The sequence below is a fragment of the Kribbella sp. NPDC026611 genome, assembly GCF_040638345.1.
GTDB lineage: Bacteria > Actinomycetota > Actinomycetes > Propionibacteriales > Kribbellaceae > Kribbella.
Genome location: NZ_JBEZYC010000013.1, coordinates 235,553 through 251,626 on the forward strand (window position 1 = coordinate 235,553; position 16,074 = coordinate 251,626).

The window sequence follows — 16,074 nt, forward strand, 5'->3', positions numbered from 1 at the left end:
ACCACCACGACCGTGAACGTGAGCAGCGGATGTGCGATCCACAGCCAACGCCACCGTGAGCGCGTCGCCCGGATCAGGAACACCGCGACCATGAACGCCCAGCCGACGTGCAGGCTGGGCATCGCGGCGAACTGATTCGCGATGCCGGAGTCCGCGCTCGGCCCGTACACCGACTCACCGAGCAGGACTCCGGTGTCCACGAAGCCCGGCATCATCCGCGGCGGCGCGAGCGGGAAGAACACATGCCCGAGCAGCGCCAGCCCGGTCAGCGACGCGAACGCCCACCGGGCGCCGCCGTACAGCGCCGGCCGCCAGATCATCAGCCAGAGCAGCACGGCCGCGGTCAGCGGGAAGTGCACGCTCGCGTAGAAGAGGTTCGCCGCGCGGGCCAGCCCGTCGACCTGCAACGCGTGCTGCTGCACGGCCGCCTCGCTCGGCAGTCCGAGCCAGGTCTCCCAGCTGATCAGGTCATGCGCATGCTCGAACGCCGAACCCGCATGGTCCATCGACAGAAACCGGCCAAGGTTGTACGCCCCGAACAGCGCCGCCAGCAGCGCCACCTCCCGGACGATCCGCCGTACCCCGCCGTACCCGGACGGCTGCCCTACCCGCTCCAGCGTCGCCTGCGCCATACCCCGACCCCCAAGATGGAAACCGAACGCTCGTTCTTTGTGGTCTAACTATCGTGCGCTCCTGATAGTTGCGAAAACTATGAACCACCTCACATTCCGGCGATTAAATCGGTGGACCTGCCCGGCGGGCCTGGCCAAGGGTGCAGAGATGGTGGCGGTGCTGATCAGGTGGACGTGGGCGCGGGCGGTGCTGCACAACGGCTGGTGGCTGGTCACGAGCGTCTACCTGGTGCTCGACGCCGGCCTCACCCCCGCGCAGCTGGTGCTGGTCGGGTCGGTGCAGAGCGTGTTCGCGCTGATCTTCGAAGTACCGGCCGGGGTCTTTGCCGACACCATCAGCCGGAAGTGGTCGCTGGTGATCTCACAGGTGCTGATGGGTACGGCGATGCTCACGACCGGGCTGGTCACGTCATTCCCGCTGCTGCTCGGGACGCAGGTGCTGTGGGGGATCTCGTGGACGTTCGCGAGCGGCTCCGACATCGCCTGGATCACCGACGAGCTCGACCAGCCGGCGCGGATCCCGGCCGTGATCGCGTGTGCGGCCCGTGCCCAGCTGACTGGTGCCGCGACCGGGCTGGTTGCTGTGGGTGGTCTCGCCTGGGCGACCCGGCGAGACGTCACAATCGTCATCGCCGGGGTGGCCATGCTGTCGCTCGCGCTGTATGTCGCGCTGCGGTTCACCGAGCACAACTTCGTCCCGGCCCGGACCGCCCGCTGGTCGGCGTCCTGGACGACGTTCCGCCGCGGACTGGCGCTGGTACGGCGAAGTCGCGCGATCCTGCTGATCTTCGCCGCGACCTTCCTCGTCAACGGCGCCTCGGACGCCGCCGGCCGGCTCAGCGACCGCCGCCTCCTCGACCTCGGCCTCCCGCGCACTCCCGACCCGATCGTGTGGTTCACCGCGCTCGGCGTGCTCGGACTGGTGTTCGGCGCACTGATGCTCCGGATCGTTGCCCATCGCATCGATGGGCGGCATGCCCGGACGAGTTACGCGCTCGCCGCCGCGGTCGGCGTACTCAGCATGCTGCTCCTCGCCGCTGCCCGCGACCCGGTCGTTGGTGCGGCCGCCGTTGTGCTGATGGCCGGCTTGGTCACGCCACTGACCCGGGTGATCAGCACACTCTGGGTGAACGCCCGCACCACCGCGGACATCCGAGCCACCACGCACTCAATGCTGGCCCAGTTGGAGTACCTGGGCGAGATCGTGTGTGGGCTCGGCATCGCGTTGATCGCCCGACTCACGTCATTGCCGCTGGCCCTTACCGGCTGCGCATTGTTGTTCGCGGCAACCGCCGTACTGATGCGTCAGGTCACCGACCACGACGGGGCGACGTAGGTGTTGCACCCGGCCGGGCTCGCGGCGTCGTACCCCGCGGTCGTCCAGAAGCTGTGATTCGCGGCCTTCCCGTGGTCGTGATCGTCGTCGACGGTGTCCGCCGCAACCCGCTTCCACAGGGCGAGCGCCGAGCCGGTCAGCGGGAAGTCGTTGCGGTCGGCACCGAGGTACACCGCGCTGAAGCAGGATGCCTGCAGCTCCAACCGCCGCTCGTCCTCGAGGTAGGCGTCGACATTGTTCAAGGTGCGGTGCCGCTGGCCCATCGCCCGGAGCATGCCGGTCAGCGCTTGCACGTGGTGCCCGTACTCGTGGCCCATCGTGAGCGCCATCCACATCCGCTGGCTCGCGGGCGCATCCCGGTACCCGTCGATATCCGGCTTCGCGTCCATGTAGATCGTGTCGCCGCAGTAGTAGTCCCGCCCGTCCTCGACAGTGCAGGGCGAGGACGGCGACTGGCCTAGCACGACGACCAGCTTGGGCGGCACGAAACGGAAGCCTGCCTTCTGGATCACCGGAGCCCAGACCTTGTTCAGGCAGGCAGTGAACTCGGTGTAGTAGGCACGGACGTTGGCCAAGGAGGTCGGCTGGTAGTTCGGCTCCTTGCAGCCCGACGACGGGAGCTTGCCGACCCGGTAGATCGGGTTCTTGGTAAAGGTGGACGGCATCGGCGGCGCCTTGACGGGGATGGCTGCCTCGCCCTCCGTCGTGGCCGCAGTCGTCGGTACCGAGGCGCGCGCTGCCGCCGCCTCGGACGCCGCCGCGTCCCCGCCCGGAACCGCCGAGGTGTGCTTCGCACAGCCGGTCAGGAGTACGGCGATCAGGCAGATCGCGGCACGGATCTTCACGGAGAGAGGTTAGATCAGGGTGATGGTGGCGTCGTCGGAGGTGGCATGAACCTGCAATCGGCCGTGGGGCGGGAGGTCGTCGTACGGCGCGACGACGACCGGGAGGCACAGGTTGTAGAGCTCGGCGGCGATCAGTGCGCCGAGAGGGATGATCGGGTCGGGGGTGGCCAGGACGATCGCTGCGGGGGCTGTGTGGGTGCGGATCTGTTCGGCGAGGACGCTCGAGGAGGAGCTCGAGCCGCGGCCGCTGGGCATCAGGAGGATGCGGCCGGCGAGTACGGCGCCGCACTGGGGGTGGTGGGCGTCGACGATGCGACCTGTGGCGTCGGTGCCACCCCAGAACGACAGGGGCGCGGTGAGGCGGATCAGCTCGCCGGACGCCGTACCGGGGTGGAGGGTGCGGGCTCTCATCCGTCGAGCACCACCCGGCCGGCACGGGCTGACGCGACGCACTCCTCCAGCGAGCCCAGCACCGCGGACACGTTGATGTTGCCGGGGGCGTAGTGCGCCCACTTGCCGGAGTTGGTCATCACGGTCTTCCAGGAAGGCTGCAGGATGGCGGTGACGTACGTGCAGGTGTCCACGACTACCGTGACGCCTCCGTCCTCCAGCGTCTGCAGCACTCCCGACTCGGCAGCCTGGTCCCGGATGGCTCGTCCGGTGGAGAGGTAGAACGGGAGCTTCACTGGCTCGGTTTGGACCAGCTCAGCCAGTCGCACGCATTCCGCGTACGACGCATGCGGCGTACCAACGCTGACTGCGTCGAGAGAACCAGAACTGTTGGAGAGCTGGTGTCGGATGGCCTGCAAGGTGCCGTGGTCTACTACGTGCGTCGGGAGGCCGTCTGTGTCGGTGGGGGCCTCGGGGGTGACTCCGACTACGTGGAAGAGGGCTACGCCGCCGGCTGATGCAGCGGCTGCTCCTAGTGCCTTCAGGCGGTCCTCGCTGACGTCCGCTGGGAGTCCAAGCAGCACAGGGATTCCAGCACCGGCGACTGACCCGACGTAGTGGCCCAGCAGCGGGTAGGCCAGCTCCTCGGCCAGGTAGTCGGTCAGCGGACGACAGTCGAAGACGACGGTCCCCCGCCGCGCCTCGTCGGTCTGCAGACCTGCGTACGGCGCTCGGCCGGTGACAGCGGCGCAGATGTCGAGGAAGTCGCCGTACCGGTCTGTCCGCGCGCCGAGGACCGAGTTGGCGAACACGATGGCGTTCGACTCCGCCCACGCGACGTGCTCGCCGAGCCCGGGCCGGTTCGGCAGCTGGTACGGCGCGCACGTGAACGTCGGCGTACATCCGAGAGCGACGTACGCCGACATCAGCTCCCGTCCCTCGTCGGCCAGCTCGCGGTCGCGGACGAGGCCGGGGTGGATCAGGTCCGTCGAACCGACGTTGAGGGTGGTCGGGACCCGGACCTGTGCGCCCAGGTCGACGAGTCGGTGCGCGAAGTCGAGGCTGACCTGCCCGTGGTACAGGCACGAGTCGACGTGCGCCGAGGTGATCTCGACCAGCCGCGGCGCGACCGAGATCCGCGCCTGCCCGACGAGCACGCGCATCGCGAGCGCGACGCCCTCGCCCTGCTGACCGCCGAGCATCGCTTCTTCCTCGGCGGTCAGGTGCATGGCCCGAACCTAGACCTTCTGCCGCCTCGAGGCGACCAGGCCTCCACTCTCGTAGCCGTCGGCACGCAGGAGCTGGCCCGCGGTGACATCGAGGATGTCGATGCTCAGCGAGTCGGTCAGGTCCTCCGAGCTGATCGGCCGGTCGTCGAGGTACAGATCGACCCGATCGATGCCGTGGACATCGATCGCCACGGTCAGCGTCGTACCGCTGACCGACGTCTTCAGGTCGAGCCGGCGGACCGGCAGCGCAGCAAGCAGGGCACCGGCCTTGTTCAGCAGATCGACGTTGCCCTCGAGCAGGTCGGCCTTGGTCATCTGGTGCGTCACCGCCGGCTTCACCCCGAGATCCTCCACCGGCGTCCCGGTCAGCGCACCGACGCGGAGCGTGCGGCGGATGGCGACCCGGAGGTTGGCACCGTTCGGGAGTGCGACGTACGGCGAGGTCTCGTCGGGTGGTGGTGGTTCGTTGAGGAGCTGCGCGAGCAGGGCGTGGGTCCAGACGTTGGCGCCGCCCGCACCGGTGTTGTCGTCGACGCCGAGGATCGTGCCGATCTCGTGATCGGCGAAACCGGCCGCGAAGATGTCGGTCGCCGAGTAGACGCGGGCGTCGGTGATCAGCACGACCGGGCCGTGGTACGTCTGACCGATGTCGTTCGCGCCATCCTCGGGCGTGATCGGCGCGGCGGCGCTGAACTGGGCGCCGGTCTCGGTGGCGAGGTCCATCGACGGGAACCACGGACCCAGGTCGATCCCGGCCGGGTTTTCCTTGTGCCGGCGGCAGAGCCTGAGGTTGAGCGGCGTACTGAGGAACTGCACAGGCTCGGGCTGGATGTGCCGTGGTGTCATCGTCTGCAGCGTGAACTCGCTCGCGTAGATGTGCCCGCCGCCGTTGTCGCGGACGTCGACGATCAGCCCGTTCTGCGGCAGCATCCCGGCCAGCCGGACGAACTCGTCCCGGAACGCGACCGGGTCCTGCACGCTGAACGTGAAGATCCGCAGGTGGCCGAACGTCCCGTCCGGGGTGGTGACCTCGCGGGCCCGGAACACGCCGGGCATCGTCGTCGGCAGGTCGGCGCCACCGACGGCCGCGGGCTGGGCCAGCTCGGCCGAGCTGCGGCCGCGTTCCAGGTCGACGACGTCGCGAACGTAGAGCGCCTTCTTCGCGCGGGACTTCTCGTCGGAGTCGAGGTCGAGTCCCATCGCTGCGGCGGTCTCGCTCACTGCGTCGAGGTCCGTCATCGGTGGCAGGTTGGTGGTGACCATCCACTGCTCGCGGAGCTCCTGGTCGGAGCCGTCGAGGCCCTTGTAGGTCAGGGTCACCCAGTCCTCGTCCGGCGGTGCCTGGATCACCAGTGGCCGCAACGTGAGCGACTCCAGGCCACGGGCGAGGTTGGCGGCGTCGTTGCTGCCGGCGAAGACCGCTCCGTTGAGCGCTACGGCGCGAGCGATCGGCGTACCGTTCCAGTGCGTCACCTCGGCGCCAGGGCCGAACTGAGTGGCCTGGTAGCCGGTCACAGTCTGCGTGATGAGGTACCGCTCACCGCCGTCGTAGTACTTCTCGATCATGAACGGCAGGTAGGCGATCTTGCCGGCGAACGGCTTCGGCAGCAGGTAGTTCGTGTGCAGGTCGCGGACCGAGTGGAAGATGCTCGACATCTCCCGGTGGAAGATCCACTCCGGCGTGGTGGTGGTCGCCCGGTCGAGCCGGTTGCGCAGTACCCGCAGGCGCTGCACCGGGTTGACCGCATGCATCGCTACCTTGAGCGGAAGGTGCACGTAGTTCTCGCTGAAGAGCAGAAGCGCTTGATCCACCAGCAGCTTCCGGTCGTCGAGCGTGAGCGTCCCCGCGGTCTTCAGGAAGTCCGGCAGCGGTACGGCGGCTGCTGCACCGGCCGTCCGGTGCGTCGTGGGCTTCTTCGCTGTGGCTTGCTTCCCCGTGCCCTTCATCGTGCGTGGTTGCGACATCGCTCCCCCAATGGCGGCGGCCCGTCCCTGGACCGCCATCCCTTCACCGTCTGCCGCGCCATTGGCGATGTCAACGGCGAGCGGTTGACCACCTGCCTGTAAGGATGGGTCGGGTGAGTGACTTCTGGGACAGCATCACGTCGGTCCAGCCAGAGCCATCGCTTCGGCTGGTGCTCGGTACGGGCGTGGTCGCACTGCTGCTGATCGCCTGGCGACCGTTCTGGCGCTACACGCGCCAGGTGGTGACCATTGCGCATGAAGGCGCGCACGGGCTGATCGCTGCACTGGTCGGCCGCAAGCTGGCTGGCATCCGCTTGCACTCGGACACCTCTGGAGTGACTGTCTCCCGTGGCCGTCCCACCGGCCCGGGCATGGTCGCTGTGCTCCTCGCCGGCTATCCCGGACCTGCGTTGTTCGGCCTGGCCGCTGCCTTCGTGCTGAGCCGCGGGTACGCCGTCGCTCTGCTGTGGGGACTGTTGCTCGCGCTGGTTCTTCTGCTGCTCCAGATCCGCAACCTCTTCGGACTCTGGTCAGTGCTGGTGTTCGGCGCATTGGTGTTTGGCGTGACCTGGTGGGGCTCTCCTGCCGTGCAGTCGACGTTCGCGCACCTCCTCACCTGGTTCTTGTTGCTGGCCGCACCACGCGCCGTACTAGAGCTGCAGCACTCCCGCCGACGCGGCCAGGGTCGTAGCTCGGACGCAGACCAGCTCCGCCGGCAGACCGGCGTACCAGCCCTGTTGTGGGTCGGGCTGTTCTGGCTGCTGACGCTCGGCTGCTTGGCAGTCGGCGTCGCCTGGTCCGGCGCCCTGCCGAGCTAGACCGGCGGCAGCGTCACGCCGAAGCCAGCGACGGCTAGACGGAGCAGCACCTGTCCTGGCCTGAGCAGGTCGGCCACCTTGGCTGCGCTCAGCACCTCCAGCTCTGCCAGGCGCTGGTTGTAGGTGCCTTCCTCTCGGGCGCGCTGCAGCTCGACTGTGTTGTGCCAGACCTTCTGCCTTGACTCCCTCAGGAAGCGCTGGGACGCCAGCCTGTTCAGCGGTGTCAGGAGGTGGTCCAGCAGGTTTCTTGCTGAGTTGCTCTTGAGCTCGCCGTCCTCAGCCGCAACCCGCTGGGAGAGCACACTGTCGATCCGCTCGTGGTCGCGGCGTCGCCTGTCGATCAGCAGCGGGTCACGGAAGTCGTCGTCGCTGATCACGGCCAGCAAGGCCTGTGGCAGGTCGTAGTTCACGTGCGCGTTGATGCCGAGCAGCACGTGTCCGAGGGCCGGCAGGTCCACCGGTGCGTCCAGCGCCAGCCGCCACGGGCGGGCGACGAAGTCCCCGTCGTACGCCTGCAGGTAGAGCTCAGCGAACTTCACGTCCCACCGCTCGACCCACTCCGGATCCTCGAAACGGGCATTGTCGATCGCATCTCCCACAGCCTGCGTCGTCCGGAGGTAGGTGCCGAGGAAGAACCGGCGATGGGCGAGTTGAGGAGGCAGGGTGTCGAGACGCTCCTGCATGCGCCTGACGACCGCTGCGACCGGACTACCATCGTTCATCGGGGCTCCTCGGGTCCTCGGGGAGGGATGATGCGTGGTCCACTGTGCTTCGACCCGGTGGTCGTCGGCAACCGGGAGACTGACGCCTGGGCTGCGTACTACCGGCATGAGTGGCGCTCGTTCCTCACTGCCGCGGTCGGGATGGTTGCCGCCGGCTTCGGGATGCCACCGCACCGAACGCTCACCGGGGCTTGGTACGTGCTGCGGGCGAACCAGATGTGGGCGCCGTACCCAGACAATCAGCCGGACGCGGCTCGTGCCTTTATGCGCCGGTTCTACGAGCTGGTGGTGCGCTCCGGCTCGCTGGCCTTCGAGCCGGCCACCGCTGCTCGGCTCGAGGTCGAGTGGTGGCGCGTGCACCGTGAGCACCAGCACTCTGCTTCCGTGACTCAGAAGCAGCTGGAGAGCGTGCTGGTCGACCTCTACTCGTACGTCTACAGCGTTTCTCGCTCGTCGGTGCAGACAGCGGCTGGTTGGCGGGTCGCGGCGATGGACCTGTCCGACCGCTGGGTGGCTGCTGGGTGCGACCTGGCCGACCCTTTGCTCGCGGAGGAGCGGCGCGCGCTGGTGGCGTCGTACGCCGCTCTCCGCGTCGCGGTGGAGCGTCGGACTTAGACCTGGCGGTCGCGCTGGTCCACGCCGGGGCCGCCGTACGGGTAGTCGGCCGCGCCGGGGTCACTGGCCTGGTCCAGTTGCTCGGTCTCGTCCTTGGTGAGGTGCAGGTCGGCCGCACCGAGGTTGTCGTCGAGCTGCTCGAGCGTGCGGGCGCCGAGGATCACCGAGGTCATCGCCGGGCGGTCGACCAGCCACGCCAGGGCTACCTGGGCCATGGAGATGCCTCTGGCCTCCGCGATGGTTCGCACCGCGGTGACGACGTCGCGAACCCGCTGGTTCCGGCTGCGGCGGAACCAGGACTCGACACCGCGGTCCGGGTTCTCACCGAGCCGGGTTGCGCCGGTCGGCTCCTCGTCGAACGAGTACTTGCCGGTCAGCCAGCCACCGCCGAGCGGTGACCACGGCAGCAGACCCAGCCCGTTCTCCTGCGCGGCGGGGACGATCTCCCACTCGATCTCCCGCACCAGCAGGTTGTACTGCGGCTGGAGCGTGACGAGGGGCGACCACCCGCGGTGCGCGATCAGGTCGCACGCCTTCTGCAGCTGCCAGCCGGTGAAGTTCGACAGGCCGCCGTACCCGATCTTGCCGGCGCGTACTGCGTCCTCGAGGAAGCTGAGCGTCTCCTCGAGCGGCGTGACCGGGTCCCACGCGTGCAGCTGGTACAGGTCGATGTGGTCGACCTGCAGGCGCGTGAGCGACGCGTCGAGCGCCCGGCGGAGGTGCCGGCGCGACGTACCGACATCGTTCGGTCCGTCGCCGGTCGAGAACCGGCCCTTGGTGGCGAGCACGACGCGGTCGCGGGCGGAGCTCTTCGACAGCCAGCGGCCGACGATCTGCTCGGACACGCCGGCGGAGTACACGTCCGCGGTGTCGATGAAGTTGCCGCCGAGTTCTGTGTATCGATCAAGCTGCTGGTGCGAGCCCGCTTCGTCGGTCTCGTTGCCAAACGTCATGGTGCCGAGCGCGTACGTCGAGACGACTGCACCGCTCCGGCCCAGGGTGCGAAATTCCACGGTTGCTCCCTCTCTCGGAACTGTCCGAGGTGAAGACTACGGTGGCCGGTATGAAGACCAGTGAACTGCTGCTCGACGCCCACAGCCGGATCCAGGAGATCGTTCACGACGTCGTCGAGGGTCTCGACGACAAGACCCTCGCCACCCGGCCCGGCGACCGCGCCAACTCCATCTCCTGGCTGATCTGGCACCTGACCCGGGTGCAGGACGACCACCTCGCCGACGCGGGTGGATATGAGCAGGTCCACACCGCCGAGGGCTGGCACGAGCGCCTCGGCCTGCCGCTCGAGGCCGGCGACACGGGCTACGCACACAGCTCCGACCAGGTGGCGCTTGTGCAGCTCTCAGCTTCGCAATTGGTCGGGTACTACGACGCCGTGCACGCGCGGACCGCGTCGTTTCTGGAGACGGTGACCGACGACGGTCTGGACCGGATCGTCGACAAGCGGTGGAACCCGCCGGTGACCCTCGGGGTGCGGTTGGTCAGCGTGATCGACGACTGCGCGCAGCACGCGGGCCAGGCGGCGTACGTGAAGGGCCTGCTCAGCTGAGGGTGGTCTGCCAGAGGGAGGTGCCGGCGATCAGGTAGAGCTTGTGGTCCGGCAGCAGTGCGGCTGCTGTCGGCGCGCCTTCGGGACCTTGGGAGTCCTGCACGGTCCAGCTCCCGTCGTGGCCGCTGACGACCTTGATTTTGTTGTCTTGGGCAATGATTTGGACGATCTTGCCGCCGTCGACGATCGGCGGCGGCAGCTTGTCCTTGTCGCCGACCGGGATCTCGGGGACGTTCTGGAGTCGCTTGGCGTGGTTCGTCGCATCGAGCTGCCAGATCGCGAGCTTGCCGTCGACGTACCCGGAGATCACGCAGTCGGTGGCGCAGGTCGCGGTGTTGGCCTGGCTGCGGTCGCCGGGGTCGGGGAGCGGGATCCGGGACCAGCCTTGGTTGAGCTTGGTGGAGCGCCAGACGGCAGCCTCCTGGGCGACCACGTTCGGAGCCAGGCGGACCTGCGATCCGGCGACGACGATGCTGTCGCCGAGCGTCGTACCGAAGCCGGGGCCGACGAGGAGGTTCGGCGTACTCTGCAGGGCGGTTTTGGTCGGGTCCTGCCTGGTCCACTTGCCGTCTGGCTGCGGCAGCCAGACCATGGCGTCGTTGCCGGTCGCTACGCCACCCCAGGAGCCGAGCAACGCCTCGCCGCTCGGGGTGATGACGGCGCTGAACAGGTCGCCTGCGGTCTGCCCGCCGAACGTGAAGAAGTCCTGTGGGTGCTCAATGAGCCCTTGCGTGGTGCCGGTCCAGACCGTCCAGCGCGTGTTCCCGTGTGCGCCTCCCGCTGCTCCGCCGAGCGCGAGCAGCTTCTTCCCGTCATACGCGATCGAGTACCAAATTGCCTCGAAGGCGTACGGACTGGCCTTGTTGGGAGTGACGGGGATCGTCGAACGCTTGGCACCGTCCAGCATGACCAGCTCGGGCACGACTTTGGCGCCACGATGCCGCAGCCCGATCAGTAGCTGAGCTTTGTAGGCGGTCAGCGTGACCGGCTCGGCCGCACCGACCTCGACCTTCGACCACGCGACCGGAGCAGGCGCGGGCGGTTTGCTGTTGCTGCAGGCGGCAAGGGTCGCGATCAGAATCGCGACTGCAGCGAACCGGCGCATCAGCGGCTCTGCGGGAGCTTGGTCGTCTTCTTCCGGCCGGTCCGGGGCGCCGACGGCGGCGGAACGACCGGACCGATGTCGCCGTCCGGCGCGGTGTCCAGGTCGATGATCACCGGGGCGTGGTCGCTCGGACCGGTGCCCTTCCGTGCCTTGCGGTCGATCCACGCTGCCTTGACCCGTTCCGCGACCGTCTCGGTCGCGAGCATCAGGTCGATCCGCATCCCGAGGTCCTGGTGGAACATGCCGGCCCGGTAGTCCCAGTAGCTGAAGACCCGGTTCGTCGGCCAGCGGTCCCGTACGACGTCGTGCAGGTCCTTCGCCGCCATCAGCTCCGCGAGGGCCTCTCGCTCGGGCACGGTCACATGCGTCTGTCCGACGTACGCCGCTGGGTCGAACACGTCGGCGTCGGTCGGCGCGATGTTCATGTCACCGCAGACGATCTGGTCGGCCGGGCCGGCCGCGACGACGTCCGCGAGGGCTTTGAGCCAGGCGAGCTTGTAGTGGTAGTGGTCCGAGTCCGGGGTGCGGCCGTTCGGCACGTAGAGCGAGTGGATGCGGATCCCGCCACAGGTGGCTGCGACCGCGCGAGCCTCGGGGTTGGGGAAACCGGGCGCTTCGGCGACGCCGGTCACCACGTCCTCCAGCCCGACCTTGGAGAGCAGGGCGACGCCGTTCCACTGGGGTTCGCCGTACATCGCGGTCTCGTAGCCGCGGCCGGTCAGCTCGGCGTCGAGCAACGCGCTGAACGCGTCGTCGGCCAGCTTCGTCTCCTGCAGGCACACGACATCCGGCTGTCGCTCGTCCAGCCAGTCGAGCAGTCGCGGCATCCGTTGCTTGACCGAGTTCACATTCCAGGTAGCCACTCGCACCCGACCAAAGGTAGACCCCGGCAGGGACACTTTTCGATATATCACTTGATCTGTATATACGCTTGGTGTAATACTTCTGGCATGGACGTCTTCGAGGCGATCGCGGAGCCGAGCCGGCGCGAGGTTCTCGACCTCTTGGCCGAGCGTGAACGGCCGGCCGGCGAGCTGGTCGAGCACCTGCACCGACTGACCCAGCCGGCGGTGTCCCGGCACCTCCGGATCCTGCGCGAGGTCGGGCTGGTCGACGTACGGCCGGAGGGTCAGAAGCGGATCTACACCCTCCGCGCGAACCGCCTGCTCGAGATCGAGACCTGGATCAGCCGCTACCGCAAGTACTGGCCCCGCCACCTCGACGCCCTCGAATCCCACCTGTCGAACAACCACGAGGAGCCAACCCGATGACCACCCACGACCGCCCGACTCCCGATCGCTTCGGCGAACTGACGGTCGACGGCGACCGAGTCACGATGACCTTCCGCCGTCACCTCCCCCACCCGGTCGAACGCGTCTGGGCCGCGCTCACCGACCCGCTCGAACGCAAGTCCTGGTTCGGCGAAACCGTTCTCGACGGCCGCCCCGGTGGCACCATCGAAATGATGCCGAGCGACCCACCAGCCGCGGAAGACGCCAAACGCCTCACCGGCCGAATCCTGGTCTGGGACCCGCCCCACGTTCTCGAACACGAATGGCACCAGCGAATCGTCGAAGACAGCATCGTCCGGTACGAACTCCGTCCGGACGGCGCCGGCACCCTCCTCACCTTCACCCACACCGGCCTGTCCGAGCAGAACGCCCTCGGCTTCATCCCCGGCACCCACGCCTTCTTCGACCGCCTGGACGCCCACCTGGCCGACGTCGACCTGCCCAACTGGTCCGACCGGTACGCCGAACTGGCTCCGTCGTACCCGTCCTGGCGCTAGGTAGTTATCCACATACTCGAAGTCACTGGTCTTTGGCACCTCGAATCACGGCACTCTCTTGGGCAAGGAGTGAAACGGGGAGCCGATGGCAGAACTCGACTGCGAACCAGCCGACATCACCGCCCTGGTGGCCTATCTACGCGACATCAGCCACCACGACCTACTAACCCTCGAGGAGGTAAACGAACACTCGTACTGGATCGAGGCCGGCCTGCTGGCCGCCGAGCGCCTCTCGGACGGACCTGCAACCCACGACTCAACTGAACTCGAGCAGGTCGTGGCGCTCGGCCGGCAGTCCTGGGCCCGCATGGTCGAGGGCAATCTCCGCCTGGTGGTCTCGCTCGCGCGCCGCTACGCCGGCAAGGGGATTTCGCTCCTCGACCTGATCCAAGAGGGCAACATCGGCCTTATGCGCGCCGTCGAGCGCTTCGACCACCGCCTCGGCCACCGCTTCTCGACGTACGCGATCTGGTGGATCCGCCAAGCCATCGGCCGGGCCATCTCCGACCGCTCCCGGCTGGTCCGCATGCCCGCCCAGGCCTACACGGACGCGTCCCGGGTCGCGACGGCCCGCCACGACCTCACCCAGCACCTGGGCCGAGACCCCAACAACTCCGAGCTCGCCCACGCCACGGGCCTGACCGTGGCGCGGGTCGAGCGCGCCCAGGCCTGGCGCATCCACCCGGAAACCCTCGACCTGGACGAATCCGACCCAGTCATCGACGACGAGCCGCTGGTGCTGCGCGCCGCCCTCCGCCGAGACATCGCCCACCACCTCCAATTCCTCGACGACCTCCACCAAACCGTCCTCCACTACCGCTACGGCCTCGAGGGCCACCTCCCATCCACCGCCGAGGAGACCGCTGCTCAGCTCAACCTCACCCCCGGCCGAGTCCGCACCCTGGAACGCGAAGCTCTCCGCCACCTTCGCCGCAAAGCCCTCCCCCACCTCCGCGACTACGTCGCCTGACCCTCGACCGACCTCGCTTGGAGAGGCTGGAATGATGAATATGTGAGACTCCTCCGCCGACCCTGGCCCCGCGAACTAGCCGAGGCAGTCAACGCCGCCTCGCGCCACGCGACGGGCGGCAAGGAAGAAGTCCTCGCCGCCGTCGAACTGGCCGACGGCAACTGGGTCGCCGGCACCCGCGCAGCCGTGTATTTACCGGCGGAAGCTCCCACCTCCGCCTCGGACGCCTCCGGGGTACCCATGCCCGCCCCCGCGCTCCGGCGGGTGGGCTGGGAGAAGATCGAACGCGCCAACTGGGACGCCGAAGCATCCGTCCTGCACGTCTACGAAACGACCGACTTCGGCACTCCCCTCGGCGCCACCGAACTGAAGCTCGAGGACCCCGGACGCTTCGGTCAGCTGCTCCGCGAGCGCGTCGACGCCAGCATCATCATCCAGCGCCACGTCCTGATCACCGCCAAGCGCGGCGTCCGCGTCGTCGGCCGCCGGAACCCGGCCACGCCCGACGCCGAAGTCACCTGGAACTTCGTTCTGGACAAGGGATTGGAGCCCGACCAACCCGGCGTCATGGATGCCGCGGAAGCCGCCCTCCGCGACGTCCGCGACGAGTTCGGAATCTGACGCAGAAGCGAGCCTCCAGACCCCCGAATCCCGTTTTTGTAGTTCGCTCCCCGCCTGCTAACCTACTCAGGTCCTCGGGAAACGAGGCACGCACCACAGCGCGATCCCGCGTAGCTCAATTGGCAGAGCAGCCGGCTGTTAACCGGCAGGTTACTGGTTCGAGTCCAGTCGCGGGAGCAACCAGAAGCCGAACCCACCGGGTTCGGCTTTCGCATTTCCACCGCCGGTTGATCCGCTCCGCAGATAAGTTCCCCCAGTGGATCGACGCGCAGCGGTACCCCCGGCACCGAGGCCCATCGCGCTCCTCGTCGCGGGGGTGCTCCTCGCCGGCTGCGGCACCGAGACAGCCACGAACGGCATCCCGGAACGCACCCGGAATCCGCGGCTGTCGACCGCCCAGGTCGCCCCGTCCCCGCTCCCACCCAAGCCAACCTGCCCACCGTCAGGCGCCTCCATCACAGCCGGCGACGTAGAGGCCGCCCTAGGCCACCGAGCAGTCGTGCTCAAACTAACCAACTGCCGCTCAAAGCCCATCACCGTCAACGGCTACCCCGCCGTCACCGTCCTGGACGCCCACCACAAGCCCATGAAGGTCGCCATCACCCACGGCCTCTCCTACATGGCCATAGACCCAGGCCCCACCAAGATCCACCTCCACAAAGGCGAATCTGTACTAGCCGCGGTCTCCTGGTCCAACACCGTAGGCGCCGGCACCAAGTCCGCCGGCACCTACCTCTCGATCGCCAAAGCGACCCATGAGCCCAGCACCATCTGGCCGGTAGCCACCGACCTAGGCACCACAGGCAAGCTCACCCTGACCGCCTGGTGCCGCAAGTTCCCGACCTAGCCGCACCACGCAGCATGTGCTCCGCTCCGCCCGCCGCGGCGAGGCACCGAATCCGCTCGCAGGTCGCCGCCTACCGGTTCTTCTTCCGATCAATCGCCCGCTGAATCCGCTCCGGCCGCTGCCCAGTGAGCTTCGCCAGCAACGGCACCCGGTACTTGTACGCGGCCACAACCCCGACCACGATCACCAGAAAAATGAACCAGCCCATCATTCATCCCTTCATCAGTCCCCCACCCCACCCATCATGCCCGCCCCACCCCACCAACCCCCTCAGTCAAACCCCTGACCACCCCCTGATTCCCCACCCGATACCATCCTCCAACACGGGGCGGTAGCTCAGCTGGTTAGAGCAGGGGACTCATAATCCCTGGGTCACGGGTTCGAGTCCCGTCCGCCCTACTCTGCAAACCCGCAGGTCAGAGACACAATTTGGGACCTCTGACCGGCGTCGGGACCTCTCTTGCGTGCCGTGATGTGCGTGTCACCCCGAGGGTGTGGTTGAAGAACCCCGCAAGCAGAAGAGGTCGCGCGCGGTCAAGTCCCCAGGAGTGGTGTAGTGCTGCGTTCTCCTTTCTGGGGTTTAGGCGGTGAGGGCGGGCAGGTCGTTTGTTCCGATCTCGGGTTCG

Annotated in this window: 18 protein-coding genes, 2 tRNA genes and 1 pseudogene; 11 read left to right on the top strand and 10 right to left on the bottom strand. The window is 67.9% G+C overall.

Annotated elements, in window-relative coordinates:
- Nucleotides 1-5: 5 nt before the first annotated feature.
- Nucleotides 6-632 (bottom strand): annotated as a pseudogene (locus tag AB0E69_RS38255) (phosphatase PAP2 family protein); the annotation flags it as partial.
- Between the two features lie 79 nt (nt 633-711).
- Between AB0E69_RS38255 and AB0E69_RS38260 the strand changes: the two are divergent.
- A complete protein-coding gene (locus AB0E69_RS38260) occupies nt 712-1,968 on the top strand; it encodes an MFS transporter (protein ID WP_360158260.1) in 1,257 nt (418 codons plus the stop codon).
- Here the strand turns inward: AB0E69_RS38260 and AB0E69_RS38265 are convergent.
- The 4 genes from AB0E69_RS38265 to AB0E69_RS38280 are packed head-to-tail and all read right to left on the bottom strand — an operon-like array spanning nt 1,938 to nt 6,436.
- Complete coding sequence (locus AB0E69_RS38265) at nt 1,938-2,813, bottom strand: neutral zinc metallopeptidase (protein WP_360158263.1); 876 nt, start codon at nt 2,811-2,813, stop codon at nt 1,938-1,940. The genes AB0E69_RS38260 and AB0E69_RS38265 overlap by 31 nt on opposite strands.
- A gap of 9 nt (nt 2,814-2,822) precedes the next feature.
- Entirely contained in the window at nt 2,823-3,224 is a 402-nt protein-coding gene (locus AB0E69_RS38270; protein WP_360158265.1) for a DUF126 domain-containing protein, read from the bottom strand.
- Entirely contained in the window at nt 3,221-4,432 is a 1,212-nt protein-coding gene (locus tag AB0E69_RS38275; RefSeq protein ID WP_360158268.1) for an aconitase X catalytic domain-containing protein, read from the bottom strand. The genes AB0E69_RS38270 and AB0E69_RS38275 overlap by 4 nt, the downstream gene beginning before the upstream one ends.
- Nucleotides 4,433-4,441: 9 nt before the next feature.
- Complete coding sequence (locus AB0E69_RS38280) at nt 4,442-6,436, bottom strand: S41 family peptidase (protein WP_360158271.1); 1,995 nt, start codon at nt 6,434-6,436, stop codon at nt 4,442-4,444.
- 65 nt (nt 6,437-6,501) lie between these two features.
- Between AB0E69_RS38280 and AB0E69_RS38285 the strand changes: the two genes are divergently transcribed.
- The gene (locus tag AB0E69_RS38285; protein ID WP_360158274.1) at nt 6,502-7,215 is read left to right on the top strand and encodes a M50 family metallopeptidase; all 714 of its coding nucleotides are present in this window, start codon (nt 6,502-6,504) and stop codon (nt 7,213-7,215) included.
- Here the strand turns inward: AB0E69_RS38285 and AB0E69_RS38290 are convergent.
- Complete coding sequence (locus AB0E69_RS38290) at nt 7,212-7,937, bottom strand: DUF5995 family protein (RefSeq protein WP_360158277.1); 726 nt, start codon at nt 7,935-7,937, stop codon at nt 7,212-7,214. The two genes, AB0E69_RS38285 and AB0E69_RS38290, sit on opposite strands and share 4 nt — an antisense overlap.
- 30 nt (nt 7,938-7,967) lie before the next feature.
- On the opposite strand from AB0E69_RS38290, the gene AB0E69_RS38295 reads away from it, so the two are divergent.
- Entirely contained in the window at nt 7,968-8,552 is a 585-nt protein-coding gene (locus tag AB0E69_RS38295; RefSeq protein ID WP_360158280.1) for a hypothetical protein, read from the top strand.
- Here AB0E69_RS38295 and AB0E69_RS38300 read toward each other — a convergent pair.
- A complete protein-coding gene (locus AB0E69_RS38300) occupies nt 8,549-9,565 on the bottom strand; it encodes an aldo/keto reductase (RefSeq protein WP_360158283.1) in 1,017 nt (338 codons plus the stop codon). The two genes, AB0E69_RS38295 and AB0E69_RS38300, sit on opposite strands and share 4 nt — an antisense overlap.
- 50 nt (nt 9,566-9,615) lie before the next feature.
- Here AB0E69_RS38300 and AB0E69_RS38305 point away from each other — a divergent pair, with 50 nt between their 5' ends.
- Complete coding sequence (locus tag AB0E69_RS38305) at nt 9,616-10,116, top strand: DUF664 domain-containing protein (protein WP_360158286.1); 501 nt, start codon at nt 9,616-9,618, stop codon at nt 10,114-10,116.
- On the opposite strand, the gene AB0E69_RS38310 is transcribed toward AB0E69_RS38305, so the two are convergent.
- Both AB0E69_RS38310 and AB0E69_RS38315 read right to left on the bottom strand, forming a co-directional pair.
- Nucleotides 10,109-11,221 (bottom strand): hypothetical protein, encoded by a 1,113-nt coding sequence (locus AB0E69_RS38310; RefSeq protein WP_360158289.1) that lies wholly within the window; start codon nt 11,219-11,221, stop codon nt 10,109-10,111. The genes AB0E69_RS38305 and AB0E69_RS38310 overlap by 8 nt on opposite strands.
- A complete protein-coding gene (locus tag AB0E69_RS38315; RefSeq protein ID WP_360158292.1) occupies nt 11,221-12,090 on the bottom strand; it encodes an exodeoxyribonuclease III in 870 nt (289 codons plus the stop codon). The genes AB0E69_RS38310 and AB0E69_RS38315 overlap by 1 nt, the downstream gene beginning before the upstream one ends.
- 81 nt (nt 12,091-12,171) lie before the next feature.
- Here AB0E69_RS38315 and AB0E69_RS38320 point away from each other — a divergent pair, with 81 nt between their 5' ends.
- From AB0E69_RS38320 to AB0E69_RS38345, 6 genes are all read left to right on the top strand, one after another.
- Nucleotides 12,172-12,492 (top strand): metalloregulator ArsR/SmtB family transcription factor, encoded by a 321-nt coding sequence (locus AB0E69_RS38320; RefSeq protein ID WP_360158295.1) that lies wholly within the window; start codon nt 12,172-12,174, stop codon nt 12,490-12,492.
- Entirely contained in the window at nt 12,489-13,010 is a 522-nt protein-coding gene (locus AB0E69_RS38325) for an SRPBCC family protein (protein ID WP_360158298.1), read from the top strand. The genes AB0E69_RS38320 and AB0E69_RS38325 overlap by 4 nt, the downstream gene beginning before the upstream one ends.
- 85 nt (nt 13,011-13,095) lie before the next feature.
- The gene (locus tag AB0E69_RS38330) at nt 13,096-13,980 is read left to right on the top strand and encodes a sigma-70 family RNA polymerase sigma factor (RefSeq protein WP_360158300.1); all 885 of its coding nucleotides are present in this window, start codon (nt 13,096-13,098) and stop codon (nt 13,978-13,980) included.
- Nucleotides 13,981-14,022: 42 nt separating this feature from the next.
- Nucleotides 14,023-14,601 carry a hypothetical protein gene (locus tag AB0E69_RS38335; RefSeq protein WP_360158303.1) on the top strand — a complete coding sequence of 193 codons (579 nt, stop codon included), beginning with the start codon at nt 14,023-14,025 and terminating at the stop codon, nt 14,599-14,601.
- A gap of 104 nt (nt 14,602-14,705) precedes the next feature.
- Nucleotides 14,706-14,778 (top strand) — tRNA-Asn (locus tag AB0E69_RS38340).
- A gap of 79 nt (nt 14,779-14,857) precedes the next feature.
- Complete coding sequence (locus AB0E69_RS38345) at nt 14,858-15,448, top strand: DUF4232 domain-containing protein (RefSeq protein WP_360158306.1); 591 nt, start codon at nt 14,858-14,860, stop codon at nt 15,446-15,448.
- Between the two features lie 70 nt (nt 15,449-15,518).
- Here AB0E69_RS38345 and AB0E69_RS38350 read toward each other — a convergent pair whose 3' ends face one another.
- Entirely contained in the window at nt 15,519-15,656 is a 138-nt protein-coding gene (locus tag AB0E69_RS38350; protein WP_360158309.1) for a hypothetical protein, read from the bottom strand.
- 117 nt (nt 15,657-15,773) lie between these two features.
- On the opposite strand from AB0E69_RS38350, the gene AB0E69_RS38355 reads away from it, so the two are divergent.
- Nucleotides 15,774-15,847 (top strand) — tRNA-Ile (locus AB0E69_RS38355).
- Nucleotides 15,848-16,074: the final 227 nt, after the last annotated feature.

What these genes read in the sequence shown, in the direction of transcription:
- AB0E69_RS38260 (WP_360158260.1), top strand. Translation starts at nt 712, where the DNA reads ATGAACCACCTCACATTCCGGCGATTAAATCGGTGGACCTGCCCGGCG.
- AB0E69_RS38270 (WP_360158265.1), bottom strand. Translation starts at nt 3,224, where the DNA reads ATGAGAGCCCGCACCCTCCACCCCGGTACGGCGTCCGGCGAGCTGATC.
- AB0E69_RS38275 (WP_360158268.1), bottom strand. Translation starts at nt 4,432, where the DNA reads ATGCACCTGACCGCCGAGGAAGAAGCGATGCTCGGCGGTCAGCAGGGC.
- AB0E69_RS38280 (WP_360158271.1), bottom strand. Translation starts at nt 6,436, where the DNA reads ATGGCGGTCCAGGGACGGGCCGCCGCCATTGGGGGAGCGATGTCGCAA.
- AB0E69_RS38285 (WP_360158274.1), top strand. Translation starts at nt 6,502, where the DNA reads ATGGGTCGGGTGAGTGACTTCTGGGACAGCATCACGTCGGTCCAGCCA.
- AB0E69_RS38290 (WP_360158277.1), bottom strand. Translation starts at nt 7,937, where the DNA reads ATGAACGATGGTAGTCCGGTCGCAGCGGTCGTCAGGCGCATGCAGGAG.
- AB0E69_RS38295 (WP_360158280.1), top strand. Translation starts at nt 7,968, where the DNA reads ATGCGTGGTCCACTGTGCTTCGACCCGGTGGTCGTCGGCAACCGGGAG.
- AB0E69_RS38305 (WP_360158286.1), top strand. Translation starts at nt 9,616, where the DNA reads ATGAAGACCAGTGAACTGCTGCTCGACGCCCACAGCCGGATCCAGGAG.
- AB0E69_RS38310 (WP_360158289.1), bottom strand. Translation starts at nt 11,221, where the DNA reads ATGCGCCGGTTCGCTGCAGTCGCGATTCTGATCGCGACCCTTGCCGCC.
- AB0E69_RS38320 (WP_360158295.1), top strand. Translation starts at nt 12,172, where the DNA reads ATGGACGTCTTCGAGGCGATCGCGGAGCCGAGCCGGCGCGAGGTTCTC.
- AB0E69_RS38325 (WP_360158298.1), top strand. Translation starts at nt 12,489, where the DNA reads ATGACCACCCACGACCGCCCGACTCCCGATCGCTTCGGCGAACTGACG.
- AB0E69_RS38330 (WP_360158300.1), top strand. Translation starts at nt 13,096, where the DNA reads ATGGCAGAACTCGACTGCGAACCAGCCGACATCACCGCCCTGGTGGCC.
- AB0E69_RS38350 (WP_360158309.1), bottom strand. Translation starts at nt 15,656, where the DNA reads ATGGGCTGGTTCATTTTTCTGGTGATCGTGGTCGGGGTTGTGGCCGCG.